The organism is Roseibium sp., from assembly GCF_965276855.1.
In the GTDB taxonomy this organism is placed as follows: domain Bacteria; phylum Pseudomonadota; class Alphaproteobacteria; order Rhizobiales; family Stappiaceae; genus Roseibium.
This window is the reverse complement of record NZ_OZ255700.1, coordinates 3901545-3925535: the sequence shown is the minus strand read 5'-3', so window position 1 is coordinate 3925535 and position 23991 is coordinate 3901545. Positions and strand designations below refer to the sequence as shown.

Sequence of the window (23991 nt, the reverse complement as noted above, 5' to 3'; positions counted from 1 at the left end):
CGCGGCCCAGTTATCGTAGTTCACCAAAGACGGCTCCAGTATTTGAGTGATGGTCGGCTTTGGCCCCGATAATCGCGCGTGACCAATTTTTTTGTCTTGGCATGCTGAAATCGGGTTAAGACTGTGTAGTAGCCGCGATGAATGTAAGAGCGAACACCCTGCCGGAAGTAACCGAAAACGAAGTCAGCGATTTCGATGATAGTGTTGTCGTTGTATTCGACAGTGACTGCATTCTGTGCAGCCATTGGGTCAGGTTTATCCTGCGATACGAGGCATCCGAAAATGTACGCTTTGCATCGTCTCGAAAACCCCTTGGGAAATCAATTGCGGTGAAATTTGGTTTCGAACCAGAAGACCTCAATCTGACTTACTTGGTGGTCCGGCGAGGACAGGCTCTGACGAAATCAGACGCAACCTTGACCTTGTTGAGTGAACTTAAAAAGCCTTGGTCCTGGCTTCGTGTTTTACGTTTCATTCCCCGCGCACTACGAGACGCGACATATGATATCGTCGCAAGAAATCGGCTGCGTTGGTTCGGGATGAAGAAAGACTGCCTTATGCCAACTCCCGAACAACGGCAGCGCTTTCTAGACTAAACGCCAGTCCATCTCCAAGCCTCCGGCCGGACGCAATGAAAACTTGGCGGATGGTGTTGGCAGGCTTTTCATAGGAAGCGGCGACATCCGTTGCAAAATCGTTGCCGCAACGAGACAACTTTCCATAAGCCCAAAATTCTGCCCAATGCAAACGCGAGGCCCCGCACCAAACGGCAAATAAGCAAATTGCGGCCATGTCGGCTCTTTCAAAAACCGCTTTGGGTCGAACCTGTCTGCACCAATAAAAAAACGTGGATCACGATGCGTTGTGAACGGTACGATCTGAGCCAAGTCTCCTTTCGCCAGCTTCACACCGTTGATGTCAACTAGTTCAGCAGCTTCCCGAAGGAAAAGCGTATATGCAGGAGGGTAAAGACGGAGCGTTTCGTTGATCGTCGCACGGAGGATCGGCAAGTCTGAGAGCACTTCGGGTGTCGGTGACGCCCCACCCAGAACATGCCTCAATTCAGTCTGCACTGAAGTAAGACAATCAGGGAAAACCGCCAAGCATGCAAAAAGCCAACTGAGCAGAGCACCGGAAGTCTCATGCCCAGCGATAAGAAGGCTCATGACATCATCTCGTATGTCGGTGAAATTTCCTTGGTGGTGCTCGATAAGGGAGCCCAACAAGTCTGTTGAGTTTTCGCCCTCGGGCCTATCCATTCCGGCACGAACAAGGCCGGAGACCAGATCATCCATCACTTGCATTGCCCAACGCTTTTGGCGTTTTCGCTTAAGAGGCAACCAATCCGGCAGTGAGGCCGGCGAGGTCGACTCGGAAAAGGCTGTGTCCGACAGGATTTGGATCGCTCGTTCTATCTCAAATCCATTTTCGCGCGGAGACGCGCCAAATAGCGTTCGAGTGGCGATGTCTAATGTGAGCTTGGCCATTACAGCATCTGTATCGAAGCAGAGTGCGCCCTTTGCATATGCTCCGCGCAATGAGCGACACAACTGTTCCGCTTCGATAACGGCTGCCTTACCATATGCGGGCAACCTACGCGTCTGAAACGCAGGTAAAACTTTCCTGCGGCGGTTTCGCCAGCTTTCCCCTTCTTCCACAAGTAGGCTGTTACCATTCCACTGCCGCACCACTCTTGTAAGTTTTTTGAAACGTATGAAGGAGTGGGAGTTGCGGGCTAGCAGAGCCTCAATGTGATCAGGATGAAAAAACAGGTGAGATTTGAAAGGGCCAAGGCGAAGAGCCACGTGGTCCCCGTGTTTCTCCCGCATGCGTGCGTAAAAACTTAGCTGGTCACCACGAATTGCTGCCAAGCTATCAAGACCGAGCATGAAAGCCGAAGGGTTTGAGGGCAACAGTCTTGGCCCCGTCATAACCGCGCCTTTGCTGGTCGGACAACTTTAGACAAAACGTACTTTGTCGCCAAAACAATGATTAAAGCTGCATGCGCCGCGATCGCCCAGGCAAAATTAATATGGGTTAGGGCGAACAAACGTGCCTCGAGGCCGAAAAACTCGCGCGTTTCACCGGCTGGCTGGTAAGCTGATGTTCCCTTCTTGGTTTCGATGGTGAGGCCAGTTGCCCCGCGCAGCGCTCTCGGCCAAACGACTTCCGCAGCATCAATGCTAAAGCGTGCAGGTATTGGAACCCAAGGCTTCCAAAGCGGAGACCATTCAGGCACATTTTCTTTGTATTCAGGCCAACCTTCGGGAAAACGCTTTAGGAGATCATGCCGGTGATGCCAGCGCACCATGCCCTGAACAAACACCCACGCCATTCCCGCAGCAGCAATAACCCATTCATTTTGAAGGTATACGCCAAGGATGACCCAGCAGAGTGCCGCAGAAAGCTGCATAGGGTTTGAGACGTAAGCATAAATCCCGGACCGCACGAGACGTTTTGTCGGATCGAGTGGGATTGGAGTGCCGCCCCCTTGCAAGCATAGCATTTGGTTCGCAGATAGACCGATGACTGATGCAATACCCAAAAATACTGCTGCTAATACGCTGCTCCATACCGGACGCTCAAGCAGCCCCCATTCTCCACCCATCGCCTGCATGATGAGTGAAGGCAAAATGACAAAAATCATCCCGCCCGTCATAATTGCAAGCAACGCACAGCGCATCGGAAGATGACGGTCTTCTGCGGTCCATTTGGCAAGGTAGATCGCAGGGATGTGAGCGGTGGCAAAGACAAAGACCACACCCGGCAACCAATATGGGCCAGCATACACAAGTGGTTCCAAGGAGCTGAACAGAGTGGCGTGCAGAAAGATAATAATCGGCAAGCATATCACCAGAGGGCCGATATTCGGAAAGGCAAAGAATAGTCCAGGACCGAAAAGTATAGCGCCGCCAATGAGTATGTCTGCCGGAATCCCATCAAGCATCAAGGTATCCCAACCGTAGCGCCACCAACCGAAGTGAATGGCCAACGAATGTGTGACAAAGATCAATGGCACACCATAGAGAAAAGCGAACAAACCTCCGATTTTTGCGCGCTCAGATGTTGGGCGAAAAAACGCGCAAAACAGCACTAAACAAATCGGCCCGAGCAAGAGCAACCATCTCAGGGCCAGCATAAGAGGTTCCGGCAGATCTAAGTCTAACATGTAATGACTTGTTTTTTGACCCACGATCGGATCTTCACCGGAAATCGCGTTTCAAAAATCTCGATCACCAGAAAGACGACCGGAAAGCCCAACGCGAGATAAAGGGCAAACTTCGGCAACGCAATGATGAGTAGCAGCTGGAGCATTGTACCAAGCTGCATCAAAACACCCTCTTGTGAAGACATGCCTCGCCGCGTCGCCAAAAAAAGATAAGCCAAAGCGGGGATCATGACAGCAAGTGGAAAGGCGAGAAATGCGGAAACCTCTGACTTTTGTAGTTCTCGCACAACCTCAAACCCTCGAACCGCGACAGCTATTGTCACGACGCCCGACAAAGAAACAACCACCAGCGGTTTGATTTTGAATGTCATATAAAAGCCCGATGGGGAATACAGTTTTTAGACAAGTACACGTAAGCAAATTCTCACCACAGACCAAGGCGGCTTATAATGAAAGAAAGTTATAGTCTTGCATGCAGACGTTTGCTGGACATGGTCGCACCTTGTTCATCTTGCGATCTTAACTCCATGGTTTGCAGAACAGATGTCATAACTTTGCTAACTAGAAGGCTCTGGCGAACGGGTTTTCAACGCGAAGCTAGACATTTTTTGCTTAGGACTCGACCCTGATCTTCGCCTCACAGGAAATGTCTATGCATCGGGCATCGAACACCGCCCTTTGTTTGCACGCCTTGGGAGTTGACACGGTTCGACTTCAGTCTCAGAAGGCATATCTTCTGCATAACCGCTGTTTCTTGGGACCTCCGCTGACACAAACACAACCTATTCATTTACTTAAATTCAACGAAACGCACAGCACGCACCGTAGATATCATTAGAGCCAAATCACAAGTAAAACTAATTTTTTACTGCAAGATCCAGAAACTTACATTCTGGCTGGTTCAAAATAACTTGACGGCGCACTAGGCCAACTGGCTTTGGATTACAGGATCAGTAATCTTATCGTCTTGAGCCAGCATTAACGCTTTTGATAAGATCAGCGATAATATTTGGTCTCCTTCAAAAGGCAGGCGAATAGCTCGTTTTGCTGCCACTGGCGCTCTAACAATACAGATGTGACGGGCATCTGGCATGAGCTGAACAGCTCCAGAGCCTAGATGTATTGCATACTCATGACGGACACCTTTCACATGTAAAAAACGCTCTTGCAATGCAAAGGCGGCTGATTGTTTCAGGCGTGGCAGAATAGCTGCCAAGACATTCCTACGCATTTGCGCTGCAGTTCCCAAGTCGGCAATCTGCCCCTTCTGCCAATACGGGTCGGCCACCTCTCTGCGCCATTGATTGGGGTGCTCTGCATCTGACCCGAGATCCATCCACTCAGAATCAAGGCTGATGGAGGGCACTGACGTAAACAGATCACAGTGTCTCATAATCTCTGAGAAAACAATTGCAGGCACATGAGTAAGCTCGACGTCTTCCCCGCGTCCATATCGAGCAGCAGCATCAAGTCGACAGAACTTCAATCTGTCCGTTGTCAGATAGATGTAAGCGCAACTGTCAAGCACGGGAGGGTCTTCTCCACCTGCACCTTCGGTCCAAAACTCCGCGTATAGGTTAAAATCCGAAAGGTGGATATGACTTGGCTCGTCATTTGGAGCATCGACCCACATGCGATGGGTACATTTCCAACCATTCAGTTGCGCCAAAGTCATCATTTGATGTTGACGAATAATATGCCCGGCAAAACGGTTGGAGTAAGTGCCAGTATCCCTTTCAGCGTCAGTTAACTTATAAACCTCACGCCAAACCTGTTTAAATGGCTGCTGTATACCCAACTCCAGAAGACGCTCACGCCACGCATGAATCTCTTCTTCATTGGCATTTATCGGGTGCCAAAGACTTATTTTCGCTCTTGAGCAATCAACTGATTTTCCATCGACGTCAAAGCAGCCGAGATCTGATGGTAAAATGCTTATCGACCCGTCTGGCAAGTCAGCCTTCCAGATCAAGCGCCGGGCGAGCATCGCAACAGTACCATGATTGGCATAGCGCTCACGCCAGTCTTCAAAGGACCAACTCAATTTCTTGAGATACAATCCGTCGAGCCGCAACGCTTGAGTTGATAGATCCTGTTCGACCTCTTTGGCAAGAGCTTTAGCTGCGCGAATACCTTCTGGGTCAGCGTCTTTGATCGCCTTGGGAGGAGCTTTTCGGCCAACGCCTTTATTATCTTCCCATGAGAGTTGGATCTTGCTGCCTTCGCAAGTAAGGACGGCTGCACCTTCAGAGAAAGCTATACGCTTCAGCCCATCAGGCATTCGATGATCGGGAGCTGTCAATTCATTCAGCTCGGCTCTACTCATGCCAGCTTCGGCTGCTGCTGCATCGAGTACAGCATTAATCTTCTTGCGAACTTTAGGGTATTTGTTCCGCGCGAGAATATGAGCAAGATAAGGGACGCCCTTGCCATCTGGCATATTCTGCAAGGCCCACAAGGCAGCGTTCCCCAGCTTCTCAGCCTTGATACCGACACCCGGCAGGGTCACAAAGCACCGCTTGATGTAGTCTACCAGCAGCGGCCCAGCTTTGTCTGGATCGCAAAGGTGCGCGGCCCATATGACGCCTTTGTCAAAACGCGCTGTCTCAAACTCAAACCTAGCTCTTAGTCCACTGAGGTCGCTAGACAACGAATATGGAACCGAACCAGGAACTGGTTCTAAGCATTCCAAATAATCCATAACTGCATCTGGAATAATTGAGCGGTTTGCGTTTTTGATCCACGCGGAAGACGGTTTGGAACTCGTATCGCTAGGCGCTACCTCAGCCATCCAACGCACAAATGGAGCATTGTTCTGATACCATGATAGAATACCAATCCAACGGTCCAATTCGGCAAGCATTGCCTTTTCAAAGGCAATCAATTCGTCCCGACTAACAGTCGCGGGTGCTGATGCTCCAAAGCCTGATTTGCCTGGAAACCGTTCACGATTGACCCGGAACAGCATTTCATTTTCTATAAAAGATCGAATGGAGTTTCCTAGTTGCCCTTCTCCAGCCGCCAACCGATCCAAGTTGTGCGCAATAGACGTCCGGAACCGTTTTAACTCATCGGCTTCTTTCGTGAGCTGAATTCCCTGCAATGACGCTTTTGCAACGGCAAAAACATAATCATTTATCTCTGGAAAATAAGGAAAGGCCTGATGATCAATATCGGATAAATCCCGCCCCGTTAGGCCTGTCCCCACTGAAAAGATGTTCCCAAACTTAAAAAACAGATCAGGAAACTTCTGCAACGCATGGTCAAGCGCTTCTCGGCGGTTTTGAATATGCTCGTGAAAACGAACACCAGGATCTGAGGTATGGTTTCCGTCTCCTTTCAAAGCCAATAACAATCGCTCTTTGATGTCTTTGTCCATGCGCCGGTCTGCTTCGATTTGTTGAACTAGATCCGGTCGGACGCCAGGCTCCATGTATTTCACAAGTGTTTTCACTAACGGTGATGACAGCCTTGCCTGAAGTTTCGAACAGTAGCCATGAACTCCAAGTGCGTCTTCAAGTATTAGGTATGCCTGATCTGATGTAAGCTCCAATTTGCGGTTCAGGTTTTTTTGATGATCTTTGTACCCTCTATAGAATTTCTCAATATTGTTCGGGTTGAAACATGGAACTCGATACTTCCATCGGGAAATCTTTTTCCAAAATGGATCCAGGTGAATCTCTCTCCTGATTACTGCCATATCGGCTACAAATCGTCCGCGTTCCAAGGGCGTTCTTGCGTTCAAAGGCTTCCGGGATTCAGCCCGCAGTTTTGCAGTTAGGCTTGGGTCGTATTCTGGCTCTTGAGCGAGATAGTGATACGTAAATATCGGATCTATTTGCCCCAACAAATGTTCCTGCTTGCGACGACTTTCATCAATCACCGATTTAGCTTCTGCAATCAGTTGATTTTGTTCCGGATCGCAACCAGTAAAAACCACCAACCTCTCTAACTGACTGATGTAATCCCAAGTTTCGGTATTAGTCGTTTCGGAACAACGTTCTATTACTCCAATTAGCGTTTTTCGCAGGGCTTGGGATGGACCATCCAAGAAAGACCGCTCCAACATGTCAACAAAGTGTTGATTGATTATCCCGTCATCTAATTCTCTTATAATTTCTAACGCCAAGAATTCTGAAACGGGCGCCAAATCCGACTGGCGTAGACGGTCACTCAGTACTCTGAGAGCAGAAAACGCAAAATCTACTTTCCTGTTGGCACGCAAATACTGGAGGTCAGGACTCGGCAAGATCTGCTGCAAAACAAAAGACTGTGCTCGTATCTCAGCACTTGCATCTAAAATCTCACCAAAGAAACCATACCGACTTACTAGGACGTCGGTATCTAAGCGCGTCATCGTCCAATTATTAATGTGGTCTTTCTCGTCCACGTTCACCGCAGATGCTAAAAAACGGTCGAAAAAATCGAAACCCGTCGTGATCGGCAATTGCTCAGGATCAATTTCTCGGACGTGGGAAAACAATGGATTGTTTTTTGAGAACAACTTCAGCATTTTACCCTCCGGCCAACGGAAAAAGCTTCACAAACAACGCTTCGTTTACTTCTCGATTGATTAAAGATTCATCCAGGCTTTCCACCTGATTTTCATTCCAAAAAAACAAGAAGGCCCCATCGGTAAAAGATTCGAGGGCTAACTTCACAGCCTCGCTCTCATCCTTTGGAGAGATCTCGGTTTTGTCCAAAAAGCTGGATAGATCTGATTGAGGAACTGAAACAGGAACCTTGTCGGCAGACTTGTACACTTGGTAGTCTCGCCGTGTTTTCTCTGCGATAACGTCTCTCGCTAAGAGGTTGGAACTAATGAGCCGAAGCTGCGGCTCTAGTCTGCGCTGTCTACCTTCTGGAAGCCCCCAATTTTCGGAAACAACTCGAATCTGAACAGCCATGTAAGCCCAATCTATGAGACACTACGCTACAATCTATACCTGTGAAATACAGAACAGCACCTTAAAACTCACTTAATATGTCAGGCTGCATTCGATACTGTTTCAACTTAAGGCTCCACCAAGTCAAAACACCACCGTCGATCAGAATTTCCGGGGATTGGAGCGGCCGAGCTGCCGACCCCATGAGGCATCCCCCAAGCTGTGTTTTTGTTTTTCTAGGACTTCCATTCGGCACTGATAAGCGCCTTAATTTTTCCATCTTCCCGACTGGAAAAACACCCGACACCGTCTTCCGCCCGTCCTACACTTTTGTAAATCGAAGACTTGGACGAGCAGAATGACAAACAACAAGACAATCAGTGACGCATGCAAAGCCTGGATCAAGCGCTGTGAGCGCGATGAGCTGGAACGAGCAACCCTGCGCTCATATCGCAATCACGTTGATCACCACATTGAGCCAGCTATCGGTGATCGCGAGCTAAGCAGCCTCACCCGCTCAGAGGTGCGCGATTTCATGGATGACATGCTGGACAAGAACTCCAGGGCCATGACCGACAAGGTTCTACGCTCTTTGCGCTCAGCTCTCAATGAGGCTCTCGATCGCGAGTGGATCGACAACAACGTGGCGCTGTCCGTGAAGCTGCGCAGGGCATCAAGGAACGCTCCTGATCGCATCATCCCGACCAAGGCTGAGATTAAGGCCATGCTCGAGACTGTTCCCGATAAGCAGCGCCCGCTCATCACCACCGCGATCTACACGGGCATGTGCATGTCAGAGCTGCGTGGTCTGCGTTGGGAAGATGTTGATTTTCAGAAGTCGATCATTCGCGTCCGTCAACGCGCTGATCGCTTCAATCAAATCGGCAAGCCCAAGTCGAAGTCGGGCCGCAGGGATATTCCCATGGCACCAAGTGTCAAGAAGGTACTGATGTCCTGGAAAGCAAACTGCCCAACCGGCGAGCTCGATCTTGTCTTTCCAAACGGCATTGGCAATGTCGAGAGCCCGTCAAACATCTCAAACCGGGTTCTGTATCCCCTCTTGAAAGACGCTGGAATTGTCACTGCAGAGGGCAAACCGAAGTTCTCGTTCCATGCCCTACGTCATGCCGCTGCCTCGCTGTACATTGAACAAGGCTGGCCCGCGAAGAAGATCCAGACGCTTCTGGGACATGCCTCGATCACCATGACCTTTGACGTCTATGGGCACCTGTTCGACAACGCCGAAGATGATGTTGCCCTGTTTGCGAAGCTCGAAGCAGATTTGGAGGCGGCTTAGTCTCCGTTCTTCCCATCAGGCAATTGGATCCATTCGAATAGAAAGCTTTCAGGGTTTTCCTTGCGCTTGGTCCGCAAGATCTTTCTGAGGTTGGGCGATGTCCACGGTCTGCCGCGTTGGGTCTGAATGCCTTTTTCATTCAATCCGTCCACAATTGCCCTGACAGTGAACGGAGGTGAAAGGTCTTCTTTGATCCAATCGCTACAGAGCTTGTGTATTTGCATACTTAAGAAGGTGTCCTCATAGGACGCCAGTCTCTGTGTAGCTTGCGACGGAGTTTCCGCGGAAACCTTTGGCTTCGCTCGAACGCGCTGCTTCTGAAGCATCTTGCGAAATTGACTAATCTCCTGCCGCTCTCTGCTCTGATGCAGCCGATCAGAGATGATAATACGAAGCGTCGCTGGCTCGAGCCTTTCCAATGATGTAGTATGCAGCGTGCAATACACGCCGACGGTCGATGTCCGCATGGCCGTTTGGAAAGCCAAAGCGCTCTCCCAGTCATGATTGTCGAAGAGACGTGCCACATTGTCGATCACTATGCGCTGGCGCGTTCTGACAGACTGAACGAACGCTATTCTGAGCGCTGGATGGTTCGCTTCTATCCGCTCCTCAACACCCACGCCCAACGCGATCTGCGCAGTTATATCCTTATTCGCAGCGCTGACTGCGTCTTGCAAACACGTCAATTGAAACCGCGCAGATGGATCAAAGCTCAAATCTACGGGCTGGACCGAGCGTGGAAAGCCGCGAGCAACAAGAAGAGCAATCATCGTAGAACCGTAACCAAAAGATCAAAAACCACGATCTGGTTACAACCACAACGCCGCCTCACGCAAGCTCAATATCACCTCAAAACAATGAGATTCATAGCTTTTCCGTTGGAATCATAATCCGCGTGTCGGGGGTTCGAGTCCCTCTCCCGCTACCATTTTTTTCGAAAGAGATTAATCAGCCAGCCGCAAGTATGCAGCCCTTTTTTGTTGCGCGTCACGCGCCTAAATCGCACGGCCGATATACTCGTCAGATTGTCGTTTAAACAACAACTAGCTTTTGCATCGAACTTTAAAGCTGGAAAAGCCGGTGCTTCTTTAAAAGGTCAACCAAAACTTCTCGGGCGTGGCGCCTGTGGAGACGGTGCTGTTCACGGGCGTTAGCAGCGTCACCCGTCCGGATCGCATCATAGACAGCCCTGTGGTCCTGATTGGATTTGATCGGGAGCGGCCGGATGTAGAGCGTCATCGCCCGCGCACGGCGCACCTGGTTCGCCATCATTGAAACGATGTTCTGAACCCGGGAGTTCCCTCCCAAACGCACCAGTTCTGTATGGAAAGCGTCATCCGCTTCGGCCCAGGCATCACGATCCTCATCGCTCAAAGCCTTGTCCATAGCCTCAATCGACGCTTTCAGGTCAGCCAGATCCGCCTTGGAGTAGTGCTTCCTTGCAGCTTCTTCCGCCGCCAGGCTCTCCAGTTCCGTCAAAACCGCATAGATCTCTTCCATATCTGTCAGGGACAAGGTCGCAATCCGCACACCTTTTCTCGGGCGCACCTCCAACAGCCCCTGCTGCGCGAGCATCAAGGTGGCTTCCCGGACCGGCGTCCGTGACATCCCCAAACGGCCTGCCAATTCACTTTCCAGGTGATCGGATCCGGCAGCGAGTTCGCCGTCGAAGATCAATTGACGGATCTTCTCCATGGCCTGAGTGGTGATGGTTTTCGGTTTCGATGGGTCAAGCATATGCAACGTCTCGGATTTTTCGGCCCTGGCGATCAGCCTCGTAGATCATCTTTTCGAGTGCAATCACCTTTAGGTAGTCTCTCGCCTCGTTTTCAAGTGGTTTTCCGTCGAGCACCCCGTCAACGACATGGGTGATCAGATTCTTGACGCAATCCCCACCAAATCCTTGCCAAGGCTGCGGTTGAAGAAGAACCGTTTCCTTCAAATTGCCAAACGGGCGGAGTGTCACACTGCCATCTCCTGACAGGGTCAGTGTTCCGGCCGTGCCCTCAAGGCTGGATTCGCCGAGCGTTGTCCGGCAGTTTTCAGCCGCGTGATCCAGCAAGCGGTTGCCATCAAACAATGCCCGCACACCGCCCGGATAATCGAATACGAAAAATCCGGCATCTTCTCCCTTGATGACGGGATTGAGCCGCCGCAAGTCCGCATAAACCGCCTCCGGTTCGCCAAGCAGATACCGAAAAGTGTCGACCCAGTGGACGCCGGTCTCATGGATCAAAAGCTGAGGCATGTCCTGAAAATATGGCTGCCGGTCCAGATAGGCGCGCGGGCCTTGTCCATCTCCTGTCCGAAGGCGGAAGGTCAATTGCAAGACGTCTCCAAGCACCCCGCTTTCCAAAGCGTGTTTGAACGTCCTGTACCACGGCTGAAACCGAAAATTCTCGTGAATGACGAGAGTTACCCCGGCCTTTTCTGCAAGCCGGGTTGCCTCCTCAGCCTCTTCAAGTGACGTGCAAAACGGTTTTTGGCAGATAATTGCACGCACGCCCTGTGAAATTCCTGCCTTGATGGCTGCCATGTGGGTGGGAGGCGGTGTGATGATATCCAGAAGGTCCGGGCTCGTCATTTTCAACATCACAGCGAGATCCTTAAACGCTGCAAGCCCCGTTTCCTTGGCCTTCTCCAAGTCCTGATCACACGCACCGACAAGAGCCACGCGGCCTGTGCGGCGCCAGGCATCATAGTGGAACTGCGCGAAGTACCCAGCGCCCAGGCAAGCGACCCGTAGGGCCCGCGTCTCTTTTTTCTTCTGGTTCATTGTCAATCCACTCCGCCCTGCGCGACTGGAACGTTGACACCTGAATGCGTCACCTCCGCCACACCGTATTTTTGATAGTCGACACGAGTGAAGTTGACAAGGGATTGTATTATGTATACGCAAATGAATGTGCAAACCAATACGGCTTGAGGAGAGCCGCGGGAGGAGACCGAAATGTTGGAAAAGAAATTCTTGAGCCGGCTACTGGCTGGCGTTGCAGTTGCGGCTATCGGACTGAGCAGCGCACATGCGGCGGAAAAGCTGCGTTTCAGCCACACTGACAACCCTGGTGGATCTCGTCAGGCCGCTGCAGAACTGTTTGCCGAGAAGGTCGCGGAATACACCGATGGCCGTTACGAAGTGCAGATTTACCCGTCCGGGCAGCTCGCAAACGACCCGAAAGCAATCGAGCTCCTCCAGCTCGGCGGCATTGATTTTACGGTGTCAGCGACCGGCAGTTACGCAACCCATCTACCCAGCCTGAACCTTACGGCCATGCCGTTCCTTGTCGACACGTACGAACAAGGCTGGGAGCTCTATGACAACTCAGAGTGGCTTCAAGGCGAGTTCCAGAAACTCCCGGAAAAGGGTTTCCGCGTTTTGTCGACGTGGGAAGCCGGCTTCCGCAGCTTCACGACAAACGAACCCCTGACATCTCCGAAAGATGCCGAATCCATGAAAATGCGGGTCTTTCCGAACGACATGATCCGCTGGTCCATGGAAGCCATCGGTTTCCAGACCGTCGTGATGCCGATCACCGATGTTTACCTCGCGATCCAGCAGGGCATTGTGAACGGCCAGGAAAACCCGGTGGACACCATCAAATCGCTGCGGTTCTACGAAGTGGCGCCAAACATCACCTTGACCCGTCATGTTTACAGCCCGCTTCCGCTGACCGTTGCCGAAAAGACCTGGCAATCCTTCTCTGAAGAAGATCAGGCAGCAGTCCTTAAAGCTGCCACGGAATCTGCCGCCTTCAGCCGGCAACTCGTTCAAAGCTCGGTCGACAGCCAATTGACGGAAATGCAGGAAGCAGGTGCCACCGTGAGCGTACCGGAAATCGGCCCGTTCCGTGAGGCAGTACAATCGGTTTATGCCAAGGCCAAGGACGTCTACGGCGCAGAAGCCGTTGACAACATTCTTGGCGATGCAGCAGCCATCCGCGAAGCCCTTCCCGCCCAAAACTGATCAAGCCTTTGGGTGTCAACTGGCCGGAACTTGAAGCACACGTTGCTTCGGTTCCGGCGCTCTCTTGAAAGACTTTGCCTTGGACTACCGAGATCATTATCCGGCTGTGCTGCGCTGGCTCAGCCATATGGTGGACTTTTGCCTGGCGCTTGCCGGTTTTGCCATCGTCACCCTGGTCTTTTGCAACGCCTCTTTGCGCGGGTTTGCAGGCTTCGACCTTGCCTGGTCGTTGGAAGTAACAAGCTTTCTGCTGCTTTGGAGCACCTTTATCGGATGCGCCGCGGCGATTGCGCGCGGTGCGCACATGCGCGTTACAGAGATCGTTGAAAACCTGTTGCCTGTGCATTTGCAACGCGTTTTGTCGATCGGGATCGATGTGATCATCACCTGCCTCCTGATCAGCCTGATCTATACCGGCTACAACATCTCCATCCATACCTGGGCGCAAAAAACCACGGTACTCTACTGGCCCGTCGGTCTGCTTTACGCATCCATGCCGGTCGGCATGGCGCTGACGTTGATCTTCCACCTCTTCAACATGGTGTTCGACATCCGGAATCCGGTCGTGCCCCACTCCACCCATTCTGATGGCGGCGAGGCCTTGCTATGATCCTGTTGTTTGTCGTCGCGGTTTTTCTGAGCACCGTGTTTCTTGGAATTCCCCTTGTCTGGGCCATCCTGATTACGGCAGTCCTGCCGATAATCGTATTCGATCTCGGGTATCCGCTTCAGGCGCTGTTCCTGAACTTCATTGGCGGCGTGGAACCGAACCATTTCCTGGCAATCCCTCTCTTCATAGTTGCGGGCGAAATGATGAGCCGCGGCGGTGTTGGGCTCAGGATCATTGGATTTGCAAGAGCCGCCTTCGGCTTCATGGCGGGTGGCCTCGGCATGGTGGTTGTCGGTGCTTCAATGATCTTTGGCGGCATTTCGGGTTCTGCCATTGCGGATTCAGCCGCCATCGGTTCGGTAATGATCAAGAACATGTCCAGAGAGGGCTACGACAAAGCGTTCGCTGCTGGTCTCGTCGCGGCGGCTGGAACCATCGGGATCATCATTCCACCATCAATCCCGATGCTCATTTACGGCTTTGTCGGAAATGTCTCGGTCGCAGACCTTTTCATTGGGGGCATGGTGCCTGGCATTCTGTTCGGCGCCTTCTTTATGGGCGTGTGCTATTATGTCGGAAAATCAACCAATTGCGACCCCGGCGGCCGGACAACAACCTTCAAGGAACTAACATCCTCCTTCATAGGGACAGCCCCTGCCCTGTTCATGCCCGTGTTGATCCTGGGGGGCATTTTCACCGGTTGGGTTACGCCGACTGAGTCTGCAGCGCTCGCCGTGATCTACGGGCTTTTGGTGACAACAGTCGTCTATCGCGATTTCAACATCAAGGACCTGCCGCGCCTTCTGATCGACTCCTTTGTCACCAGCTCTGTGGTCATGGTTGTTATCGGAGCCACCACAGTACTCGGCTGGTTGATTACTTTGGAGCAGATGCCTCAGATCCTGGTTGGCTTCGTACAGGAGTTCTCAACCGGCCCATGGATGTTCCTGCTTCTTGTGAACATCGTTCTGCTTGTCCTTGGACTGGTCCTCGATCCTGTCCCGGCGATCTTGCTGACCGCCCCTCTGTTCCTGCCAACCGCCAAGATCTTTGGGGTTGATCCGGTGCATCTTGGGGTGATCATGACCTGTAACGTGGCAGTCGGGCTTTTCACTCCGCCGGTCGGGGCAACGCTCTATGTCGCATCCCGCATCTCCGGCGTGGGGGTCCTGTCCATCGCGCGCCGCATGCTTCACCTTTACCTGGCAGCGATTTTTGCGCTTCTGCTCGTCACCTATTTCCCGATCTTCACTATGGGTATGGTTGGGTTGTTCAGGTAATTGCAAGGACCAATCGATGTTTGTTGTGACAGTCACATTTCAGATCAAACCGGATCAGTTCGAGGCGTTCTTGCCGTTGATGGTCCAAAATGCGCAGGCCTCACTCACAACAGAGGATGGATGCCGGCAGTTTGATGTCTGCACCGATGAAAACCGGCCCGAAGAGGTTTTTCTTTACGAGGTCTACGATGATGAAGCGGCATTCAAGACACACCTAAAAACGCCGCACTTCCTGAAGTTTGACGCGGATGTGGCAGAGATGATTTCGGAGAAGACAGTCAAGACTTACAAGGGGGTCGTTCAATGACCCCGTGGGAAGTCTACGCCGTCAAATATGCCGAGCGAAACTCCAGGACACGCCGGGACAGTTTCCTGTTTGACGACAATCACGACCAACCGCATGACATGGACTATTTCGTCTGGGTTCTGCGCCGGGGTGATGAGTTCATTCTGGTTGATACCGGATATGACCATGAAGAAGCCGACCGGCGGGGACGGCCTGTTCAAAGAGATCCACAGGAAGCCCTACTACCCCTCGGCATTTCACCGGATAAAGTCACGACCATCATCGTAACGCACCTTCACTATGACCATGCTGGCGGCCTGAAACACTTTCCAAACGCGACCATCCATCTGCAAGCGGCAGAAATGGCATACGCAACCGGTCCCTGCATGTGCCATCCGGTTTTGAAGGCCCCCTTCACCGGCGAACATGTCTGTGAAGCTGTCCTCAGACTTTATTCAGGCCGGGTGACGTTTCACGAAGGCGATGGTGAAGTCGCTGAAGGGGTAACTGTTCACCGGATTGGCGGCCACAGCAAAGGCTTACAAGCGGTCCGGGTGCTAACCAGTGCCGGTTGGCTGTGTCTGGCATCGGATGCGGCGCACTATTATGAAAACTTTCTCAGTGAAAAGCCATTTCCGATCGTCGTAGACCTGCAGGAAATGCTCAACGGTTTCAGGCGTATCCGTACGCTGGCGAGCGATGACCGACTGGTTATCCCGGGCCACGATCCTTTGGTGCGAAAACGCTTCCCCGTTTTTGGCGCAGACCACATCTTGCGTCTCGACCAGGGACCATCTGAGGAGGCCGGAAAATGAAACTCGGCGTCATCGCAGATGATTTCACAGGGGCGTCTGATATCGCACTGATGCTGTCTGAGGCCGGCATGCAAACGGTGCAATTTGTCGGTGTGCCGGCTTCAAACAATCTATCCGGCTCTGGCATCAACTGTGATGCTGGCGTCATCAGCCTAAAATCCCGGACGGAGCCCGCCGAAGATGCAATCAGGCACTCGCTGGCCGCATCGGACTGGCTGATCTCGCAAGGATGCGAGCAGATCGTTTTCAAGGTTTGCTCGACGTTCGACTCAACGGATGAAGGCAACATTGGCCCTGTGACCCAGGCTCTCGCCGAGCGCCTTGGAGAACAAACTGTCCTTGTATGCCCGGCTTTTCCAGAAAATGGACGCACGGTCTATCAGGGGCATTTGTTCGTGGGAGACATGCTCCTGAGTGAAAGCGGAATGCAAAACCACCCGCTCACCCCCATGCGCGATCCGGACATTCGACGGGTTCTTTCCAGGCAAACGACTTGGCCCGTTTCGCATATTCCTCATAAGACCGTCCGGCTGGGAGCGGCATCTATTCTTGACGCAGCTAAGACCGAAACGGGCTCGATGGCAATCGTCGATGCAATCACCGATGAGGATCTCATTGCGATCGGAAAAGCCGTAGCGGGCCGCCGTCTTGTTACTGGAGGGTCCGGGATCGCAATCGGTCTGCCGGCGAATTTTGGCGTCACTCCACATCATCAGGCATGGACTGGAACAAACGGTAAAGCAGTGGTGTTGTCCGGATCCTGTTCGTCGGCAACACGTGGCCAAGTGAAACACTACAAGCGAAAGGCCCCCAGCCGTGAAATCATGGTTGAGGATGTGATCGGGGGTTGGTTATCGATGGAAGAGTTGGTTGAATGGACCATCAGCCAAGACGAGCCGCCACTTCTTTATTCTTCGACAGATCCTGAAACTGTCAGTCAGGTCCAGCAGCGGTTCGGTCGCGACAAGAGTGCATCTGCCATAGAAAACCTGTTTTCCGGTCTTGCTGCAGCTCTTGTGGACGCTGGTGTTGAACGCATCGTGGTCGCAGGTGGGGAAACGTCAGGCGCTGTCGTATCCGGGATCAAGGCATCCACTCTTGAAATCGGCCCTCGGATCGCCCCTGGTGTCCCGGCTTTGAGAGTCGCGGGCCAGCCGCTGACCCTCGCCCTCAAATCCGGCAACTTTGGCGGACCTGACTTTTTCGAAGACGCCCTCCATGTTCTGGGTGCAGGCTCATGAGCGCTCTCTCCAAAGCCCGTGAGCAGATCGCCGTAATGGCCAAATCACTTTATGACCGAGGCCTAACCCACGGATCGACCGGCAACATCTCTATGCGTCTGGATGACGGCACTTATCTGGTCACTCCAACAGGCTCATCCATGGGCTTTCTGGATCCAGCCTGCATCAGCCATCTGTCGGAGACTTGGGCGTTGCTGTCCGGAGATGCGCCGACAAAGGAATTGCCGTTGCATACGGCATTTTATGAAACCCGAGGGGCGACTGGTGCCGTTGTGCATCTGCATTCGTGCCATTCAGTGGCCTTGTCTTTGCTGCCGGAAATTGATCAGGACAATGTCCTGCCTCCCCTCACAGCTTACGGGATCATGCTGCTCGGCAAAGTGAAACTGTTGCCGTTTTTTGTCCCTGGCGACCCAGCCATGGGCAACGCCGTTCGCGGGCTGGCAGGCAAACGATCAGCCGTTATTCTTGCCAATCATGGCCCTTGCGTTGCGGCCAAGGAGCTTGAGGCTGCCGTCTACGCCATGGAAGAGTTGGAAGCGACAGCAAAGCTGGCTCTTTTGCTGCGAGGGGCATCTCCCACACTTCTGGACCCGGCACAAATATCGCAAATCGTCACCCGTTTTGATGTTGATTGGACGTAAGGAACCGTACTCATGAAAATTGCGCTTATCAAAGGGGACGGGATCGGCATCGACGTCGCGGACGCTGCAATGGCTGTGCTCGAAGCTGCACTTCAAAAAACCGGACAACCGAAACCTGAGTTGGACGAAATTCAAGCCGGCGCAGCGTATTTCCAGGAAACTGGCCAGGATATAGAGGCAGACGGAGAAGACAGGGTTGAAGCTGCAGATGCCATCTTCCTGGGTGCCATTGGACTGCCATCCATTCGGCACACGGATGGAACGGAAATCTCTCCGCATTTAAGGCTGCGTGACCGTTTTGGTCTATTTGCTGGTGTACGACCAGTCAAAGCCTATCCCAATGCCCCGCAACGGCTTTCCGATCCAAGGGCAGCTCAGATTGATCTCATCATCTTGCGCGAGTCCACCGAAGGTCTGTTTTATTCTGCAGCAGCACACAAACGCTCGCTCGTTGTGAACGACGACGAAGTTCAGGACATTCTGCGGATTACCAGGAAAACCACCACAAAACTGCACCGCTTTGCTTTCGATCTTGCCCGCAAACGCCAGAAGAAAGGCTTTCAAGGCCGCCTCACTTGCGTCGACAAGGCGAATGTTTTTACCTCGTTCGCCTTTTTTCGCCAGATCTTCGATGAGGTGAAAACAGACTATCCGGATGTTCCGGTCGGCTACAACTATGTGGACGCCCAGGCCTTGGATCTGGTGCGCAAGCCCTGGGACTTTGATGTGCTGGTGACCGAAAACATGTTTGGTGACATTCTTTCCGACCTCGCCGGCGGGCTTGTTGGCGGAATGGGAATGGCCGCCTGTGCGGAGATTGGCGACCATACGGGGCTGTTCCAGCCGGCCCATGGCAGCGCCCCGGACATCATGGGACAAGACAAGGCCAATCCGCTCGCAGCAATCCTGAGCGGGGCTCTGATGCTCGATTACCTCGCCGAAAAACTGGGCAATCCCCACCTTTCAGACGCAGCCGATCTCATAAACCACGCAGTTGACGATGGGTTCCGCAACAACCGTTTGCGTCCCATTGAGTTCGGCGGCGACATGGGAACCCGCGCGATCACACAGGTTGTTACCGATACCGTGTCCGAAAGCCGCCAGATCGCCGCGCAATAAACAAGGATCAAAAAGTTTGGAGCTTAAGTATGCGGCGATAAAAAATCCACATTCGAAAGTTGCAGGTAAATGCACTCTTCAGCTTCGGCATTACAAGTAACGTGATAGGTTAAACATATTGTCGATTTTCTTTCCTAAAACACTGTTTTTGCCTTTTTATGCAGCAACTAAAAATGAAATCGTAATTGAGCCCCACCCGTGAAAGGCCACCACCTTAAGTTCTCGATCTCATGCCACGGCGCGCCAATCAAAGCTTACAGCGTTACAAGCAAATGCTCCCATTCGCCATGGATGGGTCAAAACGCGTTGCGATCGTCGTGAAGGCGATCACCAGATAGCGATCACTGGTCTTCACATAGCTCGCATAAAAGAAGCGTTGTCCGGTGTAAGCACCGTAGCGGTTCTTCGCGTTGACCGAGCCGCAGATCTTTCCTGCCATACCGCGCTCGAATTCGTTGACCACGTCGAACGTGAAGACGACAGAATAAGGATCAACAAGCGTCTCAGCCGCTTTCATCTTTACAGCCTGCTCAGGTGCGGGATCAGACCTATAACGGGATCAAAGCCGCGCTACATGAATTGTCACGGATATCAGCTATGCAGAATTATGGGTGAAATTCGAAGACATCGGCATTGAATTCTTAACCTCTGTCGACTAAGTGACGCGACAGCAAACATAAAATTTCACCAAGTCGGCGGTTTGGACCAGGAGGTCGGCATGACCCGGGATGATCTCATTCGCGAATACAAGCAACACAGCGGCTCGTGGCAGGCCGTGGTCGGTGTTTACGCGCTGTTGGTCGGCGCGATGGTGCTGTCCGCCTATATGATGGTCGGCTGAACCAGCACAGATAGTAAGTGTTGAGAGATAGTAATACCCCAAGGCATTTCGCTCTGGGGTATTTCATTTCGTGCTTGTCAACCGTTGTACCAATCAGACGTTGGCCGCTTCGCCGATCCCCTCCGTTCCCCGTTCTTCCAGCAAGGTGGTCAACCAGTTCGGATCCATTTCCGGAACTGACGACAGCAGAAGATCCGTATACGGGTGATGTGGCGGGGTAAACATTTCGTCCTTCGGCCCCTGTTCCACCACCTTTCCCCTTTGCATCACCACAACCTCGTCTGCGATCGAACGCACCGTCGCCAAGTCATGGGTGATAAACATATAGGCCAGGTTGAACTCTTCCTGCAGACGGTCAAGCAACTTCAGGATGCCTTCAGCAACCAGCTGATCGAGTGCGCTCGTAACCTCATCGCAGATGATGAAAGACGGATCAGCCGCCAACGCACGGGCAATACCCACCCGCTGCTTCTGGCCGCCAGACAGTTCCGGTGGATAGCGGTTGTAGAATTTGGCAGGATCGAGTTCGATCAGATCCAGCAGTTCATCGACCCTGCTTTTCAGCTCTGCCCCATGCAAACCACCGTAAAACTGGGCAGGGCGGCCGATGATGTCGCAGATCCGGATTTTCGGGTTCAACGCCGTATCCGCCATCTGGTAGATCATTTGCGCCTGACGCAGTTGCTCCTTGTTCCGATCCTGGTACCGTGCTGGCAGCGGTTCTCCGTTGAACAGGATCTGACCCTTAGTGGGCGGCAGAAGTCCTGTGATACAACGTGCCGTGGTCGACTTTCCGGACCCGGATTCCCCGACAACAGCGACGGTCATGCCCGGATAGATGTCGAAAGAAACATCATCCAGAACCTTCGTTTGGCCATACGCTGCATCTATCCCTTGGACCGAAATAATGGGTACGGCTTCGGCACCGGCCGGGCGCTTTTTCTGCGGCCGTTTGAAACTCCGCACAGCCCATAGGCTCTTCGTGTAGTCCTCTTTGGGGGAATCGAGCATCTGCTCGGTCGGTGCTTCCTCGACTTCCTCGCCCTTTAAGAGCACCTTGATGGTGTCCGCCATCTGCGCCACCACAGCCAGATCATGTGTGATGTAGATGGCTGCGGTGTTAAACTGGTCAACGATGTCTCGGATCGCCGCCAGGACCTCAATCTGCGTGGTCACATCCAGCGCAGTGGTGGGCTCGTCGAAAATGATCAGGTCCGGCCGACACGCCATGGCCATGGCCGTCATGGCCCGCTGCAACTGTCCACCGGACACCTGATGAGGATAACGAAACCCGATTTCATCGGGATTTGGCAAACGCAGCCGCTCGTAAAGCTGCATTGCGTCTTCCTGCGCCTCGACGCGCTTTTGAATCCGGTACTGGATCGGGGCTTCGGTGTGCTGGTCAATGATTTTATGGGATGGGTTGAAGGACGCTGCTGCAGACTGGGCCACATAGGCAATCCGTGAACCGCGTAACGCACGCAAGGCAGATTCCGGTGTTGTGGTCAGCTCCATACCGTCGAATTCGATCGAGCCGCCAGAGATCCGGCAGCCATCCCGGGCAAAGCCCATTGAGGCGAGTCCAATGGTCGACTTGCCGGCGCCAGATTCACCGATAAGGCCAAGAACTTCGCCCTTGTGAAGAGTCAGATCCACGCCATGGACAATCTCGATCCATTGCTCTTCGGAATAGCCTTCTATGCGAAGGTCCTTGATTTCCAGAAGCACGTCTTTCTTGGGAACCATGATCAAACCTCCTTCAGGCCGGAGGACCGGAACAACATCCAGTCAACGACAAAGTTGACCGCAACCGTCAACAGCGCAATGGCCGCCGCAGGGATCAGCGGTGTCAATTCGCCGAAAGAAATCAGGGTCGCGTTTTCACGAACCATAGACCCCCAATCGGCAGTTGGTGGTTGAATGCCCAGACCAAGGAAGGAGAGACCCGCGATCAACAGGAACACGAAGCAGAACTCCAGGCCGAATTCGGCAATCAGCGGCGCTGTTGAATTGGGCAGGATCTCCTTGCGTATCAGATACCAAGTCCCCTCCCCCCTTAGCTTTGCGGCCTCGATGTAATCCATCACGACAACGTTGCCAGCAACCGCGCGGGTCAGGCGGAAAACGCGCGGCGAATAGATCACCGCAACGACGACGACAATCACCAAGAGGTTTGTGCCGAAGATACTCAGCATCAAAAGCGCAAAGATAAGTGACGGTACGGACATGATCACATCGGCAAAGCGGCCCATGAACTGGTCGAACCAGCCACCCTTTGTTGCTGCAAGCAAACCCGCAAACGCCCCCATGACGAAGGCAAGCGTTGTTGCCACCAGCGCCAGACCGACCGAGTTGCGCGCGCCGTAAATGATCCGGCTAAACATGTCCCGCCCGAGCTGGTCTGCACCCAGCAACATGTTTTCATCCGCTGGCGCGAACGCCGAAGAGATGACCTCGGCTTCGCCAAACGGTGCAATAACCGGGGCAAATATACCGGCAATCGCATAGGTGAAGATTACGAACATGCCAAAAGCGGCGGTTAGCGGGGCCGTTCTCAGCTCCTTGGCAACTCCTTCTGGTGCGATAATTATGAGAAACTCTCGGAAGGCATAGGATGTCCCGGCCGCCAATGCCAAAATCCCGGCAGCTATTGTGACAAATCTGAGAGCCCCTACTCCGCCGATGATCCCCATCACGAACGACACCAGGGTCAGAGAGAAAATCAGCAGAAATAGCTCGCGTTTCTTGAAATACGCCGCCAGGCAGGATCCGCCGATCAGCAGCGCATAGTAAGCAATAACAAATGTACTCATTTCGCTGCCCTCACTTCGGATGCCGCAAACGCGGATTGGTCAGGATTGCTCCCACATCAGCTGCCAAGTTGAGCAGGATGAAGGTTGCAGCGAAAATCAGACAGCATGCCTGAACAATGGGGAAGTCACGTTTGGCTACCGCATCCACCAGAAGCTGGCCAATGCCGGGATAGACAAAAACGACCTCGACCAGAACCACACCGGTAATGAGGTAGGCAAGGTTGAGTGCAACGACGTTGATGATCGGCGCCCAGGCATTCGGCAGGGCGTGTTTCACGATAATTTTCCAGGGCGGAACACCCTTTAGCCGTGCCATCTCGATGTAGGGCGATGCCAGCAGGTTGATAATTGCAGCCCGTGTCATCCGCATCATGTGCGCAGTGACCACCAACACAAGTGTCAATGCGGGCAAGAAAGTCCGATGCAACAATTCTCCGAAGGTCATGTCGGGGCTTATGCTCGCGATTGCAGGAAAATACTGTGTCTTTACCGCCAGATACAGGATCAGGATGTATCCGAGAAAGAATTCGGGAGAAGAAATCGAGGTCAGCGTCGCAACGTTCGCAACCCGATCGAATAGGGTATTGCGCAGCAAGGCAACAATCACTCCGAGAATTATGGAGATCGGCACAGCGATAACGGCAGCATATGTCGCCAAGAAGAGCGTGTTCACAAACCTTTCGCCGATTGCCTCCCCAACGCTGACGCCGGATACCAGCGAGACACCAAAGTCGCCCGTCAAGGCGCCGCCGAGCCATTGGAAATAGCGAAAGATGGCCGGTTGATCGAGGCCAAGCTTTTCGCGAAGAGCTGCAACGGTTTCAGGCGTTGCCCCCTGACCTAGAACGGCCTGTGCAATGTCGCCGGGCAGCAGCTCGACCGCGAAAAAGATCAGGATTGAAACCACGAGAAGCGTGACCAAACCTAAGCCAAGTCTCTTTAGGACCAGCTGTAGGATGTCCCCCATTTGTCCCTCCAGAACAGGAAGCCCGAACCTCACATCCAAGTCCGGACGGCAGTCAGGCG

At 52.8% G+C, this 23991-nt stretch carries 24 protein-coding genes; 11 read left to right on the top strand and 13 right to left on the bottom strand.

Features of this window, described 5'->3' with window-relative positions:
- Window positions 1-20: 20 nt before the first annotated feature.
- The gene (locus tag ACQY4Z_RS18085; protein WP_428529751.1) at window positions 21-245 is read right to left on the bottom strand and encodes a hypothetical protein; all 225 of its coding nucleotides are present in this window, start codon (window positions 243-245) and stop codon (window positions 21-23) included.
- On the opposite strand from ACQY4Z_RS18085, the gene ACQY4Z_RS18080 reads away from it, so the two are divergent.
- Complete coding sequence (locus ACQY4Z_RS18080) at window positions 138-596, top strand: thiol-disulfide oxidoreductase DCC family protein (protein WP_428523577.1); 459 nt, start codon at window positions 138-140, stop codon at window positions 594-596. The two genes, ACQY4Z_RS18085 and ACQY4Z_RS18080, sit on opposite strands and share 108 nt — an antisense overlap.
- On the opposite strand, the gene ACQY4Z_RS18075 is transcribed toward ACQY4Z_RS18080, so the two are convergent.
- From ACQY4Z_RS18075 to ACQY4Z_RS18055, 5 genes are all read right to left on the bottom strand, one after another.
- Complete coding sequence (locus ACQY4Z_RS18075) at window positions 588-1805, bottom strand: cytochrome P450 (protein ID WP_428523575.1); 1218 nt, start codon at window positions 1803-1805, stop codon at window positions 588-590. The genes ACQY4Z_RS18080 and ACQY4Z_RS18075 overlap by 9 nt on opposite strands.
- 122 nt (window positions 1806-1927) lie before the next feature.
- Window positions 1928-3139, bottom strand: a complete 1212-nt coding sequence (locus ACQY4Z_RS18070; protein ID WP_428523573.1) for a methyltransferase family protein — start codon at window positions 3137-3139, stop codon at window positions 1928-1930.
- 23 nt (window positions 3140-3162) lie between these two features.
- Window positions 3163-3354 carry a hypothetical protein gene (locus ACQY4Z_RS18065; protein WP_428523571.1) on the bottom strand — a complete coding sequence of 64 codons (192 nt, stop codon included), beginning with the start codon at window positions 3352-3354 and terminating at the stop codon, window positions 3163-3165.
- Between the two features lie 737 nt (window positions 3355-4091).
- Entirely contained in the window at window positions 4092-7682 is a 3591-nt protein-coding gene (locus ACQY4Z_RS18060) for a DUF4132 domain-containing protein (protein WP_428523569.1), read from the bottom strand.
- A gap of 1 nt (window position 7683) precedes the next feature.
- Window positions 7684-8076 (bottom strand): hypothetical protein, encoded by a 393-nt coding sequence (locus tag ACQY4Z_RS18055; RefSeq protein WP_428523567.1) that lies wholly within the window; start codon window positions 8074-8076, stop codon window positions 7684-7686.
- 337 nt (window positions 8077-8413) lie between these two features.
- On the opposite strand from ACQY4Z_RS18055, the gene ACQY4Z_RS18050 reads away from it, so the two are divergent.
- The gene (locus tag ACQY4Z_RS18050) at window positions 8414-9352 is read left to right on the top strand and encodes a tyrosine-type recombinase/integrase (protein WP_428523565.1); all 939 of its coding nucleotides are present in this window, start codon (window positions 8414-8416) and stop codon (window positions 9350-9352) included.
- Here ACQY4Z_RS18050 and ACQY4Z_RS18045 read toward each other — a convergent pair.
- The 3 genes from ACQY4Z_RS18045 to ACQY4Z_RS18035 all read right to left on the bottom strand — a co-directional run bounded on the left by ACQY4Z_RS18045 (window position 9349) and on the right by ACQY4Z_RS18035 (window position 12128).
- Window positions 9349-10122 (bottom strand): recombinase family protein, encoded by a 774-nt coding sequence (locus ACQY4Z_RS18045; RefSeq protein WP_428523563.1) that lies wholly within the window; start codon window positions 10120-10122, stop codon window positions 9349-9351. The genes ACQY4Z_RS18050 and ACQY4Z_RS18045 overlap by 4 nt on opposite strands.
- 292 nt (window positions 10123-10414) lie before the next feature.
- On the bottom strand, window positions 10415-11089 hold the full coding sequence (locus tag ACQY4Z_RS18040; RefSeq protein ID WP_428523561.1) for a GntR family transcriptional regulator: 675 nt from the start codon (window positions 11087-11089) through the stop codon (window positions 10415-10417).
- Window positions 11082-12128 carry a Gfo/Idh/MocA family protein gene (locus ACQY4Z_RS18035; RefSeq protein ID WP_428523559.1) on the bottom strand — a complete coding sequence of 349 codons (1047 nt, stop codon included), beginning with the start codon at window positions 12126-12128 and terminating at the stop codon, window positions 11082-11084. Before ACQY4Z_RS18035 ends, ACQY4Z_RS18040 begins: the two co-directional genes overlap by 8 nt.
- Before the next feature lie 174 nt (window positions 12129-12302).
- On the opposite strand from ACQY4Z_RS18035, the gene ACQY4Z_RS18030 reads away from it, so the two are divergent.
- The 8 genes from ACQY4Z_RS18030 (at window position 12303) to ACQY4Z_RS17995 (ending at window position 19311) form a co-directional block, all read left to right on the top strand.
- Entirely contained in the window at window positions 12303-13316 is a 1014-nt protein-coding gene (locus ACQY4Z_RS18030) for a TRAP transporter substrate-binding protein (protein WP_422021751.1), read from the top strand.
- Window positions 13317-13380: 64 nt separating this feature from the next.
- Entirely contained in the window at window positions 13381-13926 is a 546-nt protein-coding gene (locus ACQY4Z_RS18025) for a TRAP transporter small permease (protein WP_428523557.1), read from the top strand.
- On the top strand, window positions 13923-15206 hold the full coding sequence (locus ACQY4Z_RS18020; RefSeq protein WP_133953245.1) for a TRAP transporter large permease: 1284 nt from the start codon (window positions 13923-13925) through the stop codon (window positions 15204-15206). Before ACQY4Z_RS18025 ends, ACQY4Z_RS18020 begins: the two co-directional genes overlap by 4 nt.
- 16 nt (window positions 15207-15222) lie before the next feature.
- A complete protein-coding gene (locus tag ACQY4Z_RS18015; RefSeq protein ID WP_428523555.1) occupies window positions 15223-15513 on the top strand; it encodes a putative quinol monooxygenase in 291 nt (96 codons plus the stop codon).
- A complete protein-coding gene (locus ACQY4Z_RS18010; protein WP_428523553.1) occupies window positions 15510-16307 on the top strand; it encodes an N-acyl homoserine lactonase family protein in 798 nt (265 codons plus the stop codon). The genes ACQY4Z_RS18015 and ACQY4Z_RS18010 overlap by 4 nt, the downstream gene beginning before the upstream one ends.
- Complete coding sequence (gene otnK, locus ACQY4Z_RS18005) at window positions 16304-17548, top strand: 3-oxo-tetronate kinase (protein WP_428523551.1); 1245 nt, start codon at window positions 16304-16306, stop codon at window positions 17546-17548. The genes ACQY4Z_RS18010 and otnK overlap by 4 nt, the downstream gene beginning before the upstream one ends.
- Window positions 17545-18192: a 3-oxo-tetronate 4-phosphate decarboxylase gene (gene otnC / locus ACQY4Z_RS18000; RefSeq protein ID WP_428523549.1), complete on the top strand. Its 648-nt coding sequence runs from the start codon at window positions 17545-17547 to the stop codon at window positions 18190-18192. Before otnK ends, otnC begins: the two co-directional genes overlap by 4 nt.
- A gap of 12 nt (window positions 18193-18204) precedes the next feature.
- Complete coding sequence (locus ACQY4Z_RS17995) at window positions 18205-19311, top strand: isocitrate/isopropylmalate dehydrogenase family protein (protein WP_428523547.1); 1107 nt, start codon at window positions 18205-18207, stop codon at window positions 19309-19311.
- 262 nt (window positions 19312-19573) lie between these two features.
- Here ACQY4Z_RS17995 and ACQY4Z_RS17990 read toward each other — a convergent pair whose 3' ends face one another.
- Entirely contained in the window at window positions 19574-19828 is a 255-nt protein-coding gene (locus ACQY4Z_RS17990; protein ID WP_428523545.1) for a hypothetical protein, read from the bottom strand.
- Between the two features lie 201 nt (window positions 19829-20029).
- On the opposite strand from ACQY4Z_RS17990, the gene ACQY4Z_RS17985 reads away from it, so the two are divergent.
- Window positions 20030-20152, top strand: a complete 123-nt coding sequence (locus ACQY4Z_RS17985; protein WP_428523543.1) for a hypothetical protein — start codon at window positions 20030-20032, stop codon at window positions 20150-20152.
- 93 nt (window positions 20153-20245) lie between these two features.
- On the opposite strand, the gene ACQY4Z_RS17980 is transcribed toward ACQY4Z_RS17985, so the two are convergent.
- The 3 genes from ACQY4Z_RS17980 to ACQY4Z_RS17970 are packed head-to-tail and all read right to left on the bottom strand — an operon-like array spanning window position 20246 to window position 23932.
- On the bottom strand, window positions 20246-21898 hold the full coding sequence (locus ACQY4Z_RS17980; protein ID WP_428523541.1) for an ABC transporter ATP-binding protein: 1653 nt from the start codon (window positions 21896-21898) through the stop codon (window positions 20246-20248).
- Window positions 21899-21900: 2 nt separating this feature from the next.
- On the bottom strand, window positions 21901-22965 hold the full coding sequence (locus tag ACQY4Z_RS17975; RefSeq protein ID WP_428523539.1) for an ABC transporter permease: 1065 nt from the start codon (window positions 22963-22965) through the stop codon (window positions 21901-21903).
- 10 nt (window positions 22966-22975) lie between these two features.
- Entirely contained in the window at window positions 22976-23932 is a 957-nt protein-coding gene (locus ACQY4Z_RS17970) for an ABC transporter permease (RefSeq protein ID WP_306147334.1), read from the bottom strand.
- Between the last annotated feature and the right edge of the window lie 59 nt (window positions 23933-23991).

What these genes read in the sequence shown, in the direction of transcription:
- ACQY4Z_RS18080 (WP_428523577.1), top strand. Translation starts at nt 138, where the DNA reads ATGAATGTAAGAGCGAACACCCTGCCGGAAGTAACCGAAAACGAAGTC.
- ACQY4Z_RS18085 (WP_428529751.1), bottom strand. Translation starts at nt 245, where the DNA reads ATGGCTGCACAGAATGCAGTCACTGTCGAATACAACGACAACACTATC.
- ACQY4Z_RS18070 (WP_428523573.1), bottom strand. Translation starts at nt 3,139, where the DNA reads ATGCTGGCCCTGAGATGGTTGCTCTTGCTCGGGCCGATTTGTTTAGTG.
- ACQY4Z_RS18065 (WP_428523571.1), bottom strand. Translation starts at nt 3,354, where the DNA reads ATGTCTTCACAAGAGGGTGTTTTGATGCAGCTTGGTACAATGCTCCAG.
- ACQY4Z_RS18060 (WP_428523569.1), bottom strand. Translation starts at nt 7,682, where the DNA reads ATGCTGAAGTTGTTCTCAAAAAACAATCCATTGTTTTCCCACGTCCGA.
- ACQY4Z_RS18055 (WP_428523567.1), bottom strand. Translation starts at nt 8,076, where the DNA reads ATGGCTGTTCAGATTCGAGTTGTTTCCGAAAATTGGGGGCTTCCAGAA.
- ACQY4Z_RS18050 (WP_428523565.1), top strand. Translation starts at nt 8,414, where the DNA reads ATGACAAACAACAAGACAATCAGTGACGCATGCAAAGCCTGGATCAAG.
- ACQY4Z_RS18045 (WP_428523563.1), bottom strand. Translation starts at nt 10,122, where the DNA reads ATGATTGCTCTTCTTGTTGCTCGCGGCTTTCCACGCTCGGTCCAGCCC.
- ACQY4Z_RS18040 (WP_428523561.1), bottom strand. Translation starts at nt 11,089, where the DNA reads ATGCTTGACCCATCGAAACCGAAAACCATCACCACTCAGGCCATGGAG.
- ACQY4Z_RS18035 (WP_428523559.1), bottom strand. Translation starts at nt 12,128, where the DNA reads ATGAACCAGAAGAAAAAAGAGACGCGGGCCCTACGGGTCGCTTGCCTG.
- ACQY4Z_RS18030 (WP_422021751.1), top strand. Translation starts at nt 12,303, where the DNA reads ATGTTGGAAAAGAAATTCTTGAGCCGGCTACTGGCTGGCGTTGCAGTT.
- ACQY4Z_RS18020 (WP_133953245.1), top strand. Translation starts at nt 13,923, where the DNA reads ATGATCCTGTTGTTTGTCGTCGCGGTTTTTCTGAGCACCGTGTTTCTT.
- ACQY4Z_RS18015 (WP_428523555.1), top strand. Translation starts at nt 15,223, where the DNA reads ATGTTTGTTGTGACAGTCACATTTCAGATCAAACCGGATCAGTTCGAG.
- ACQY4Z_RS18010 (WP_428523553.1), top strand. Translation starts at nt 15,510, where the DNA reads ATGACCCCGTGGGAAGTCTACGCCGTCAAATATGCCGAGCGAAACTCC.
- otnK (WP_428523551.1), top strand. Translation starts at nt 16,304, where the DNA reads ATGAAACTCGGCGTCATCGCAGATGATTTCACAGGGGCGTCTGATATC.
- otnC (WP_428523549.1), top strand. Translation starts at nt 17,545, where the DNA reads ATGAGCGCTCTCTCCAAAGCCCGTGAGCAGATCGCCGTAATGGCCAAA.
- ACQY4Z_RS17995 (WP_428523547.1), top strand. Translation starts at nt 18,205, where the DNA reads ATGAAAATTGCGCTTATCAAAGGGGACGGGATCGGCATCGACGTCGCG.
- ACQY4Z_RS17990 (WP_428523545.1), bottom strand. Translation starts at nt 19,828, where the DNA reads ATGAAAGCGGCTGAGACGCTTGTTGATCCTTATTCTGTCGTCTTCACG.
- ACQY4Z_RS17985 (WP_428523543.1), top strand. Translation starts at nt 20,030, where the DNA reads ATGACCCGGGATGATCTCATTCGCGAATACAAGCAACACAGCGGCTCG.
- ACQY4Z_RS17980 (WP_428523541.1), bottom strand. Translation starts at nt 21,898, where the DNA reads ATGGTTCCCAAGAAAGACGTGCTTCTGGAAATCAAGGACCTTCGCATA.
- ACQY4Z_RS17975 (WP_428523539.1), bottom strand. Translation starts at nt 22,965, where the DNA reads ATGAGTACATTTGTTATTGCTTACTATGCGCTGCTGATCGGCGGATCC.
- ACQY4Z_RS17970 (WP_306147334.1), bottom strand. Translation starts at nt 23,932, where the DNA reads ATGGGGGACATCCTACAGCTGGTCCTAAAGAGACTTGGCTTAGGTTTG.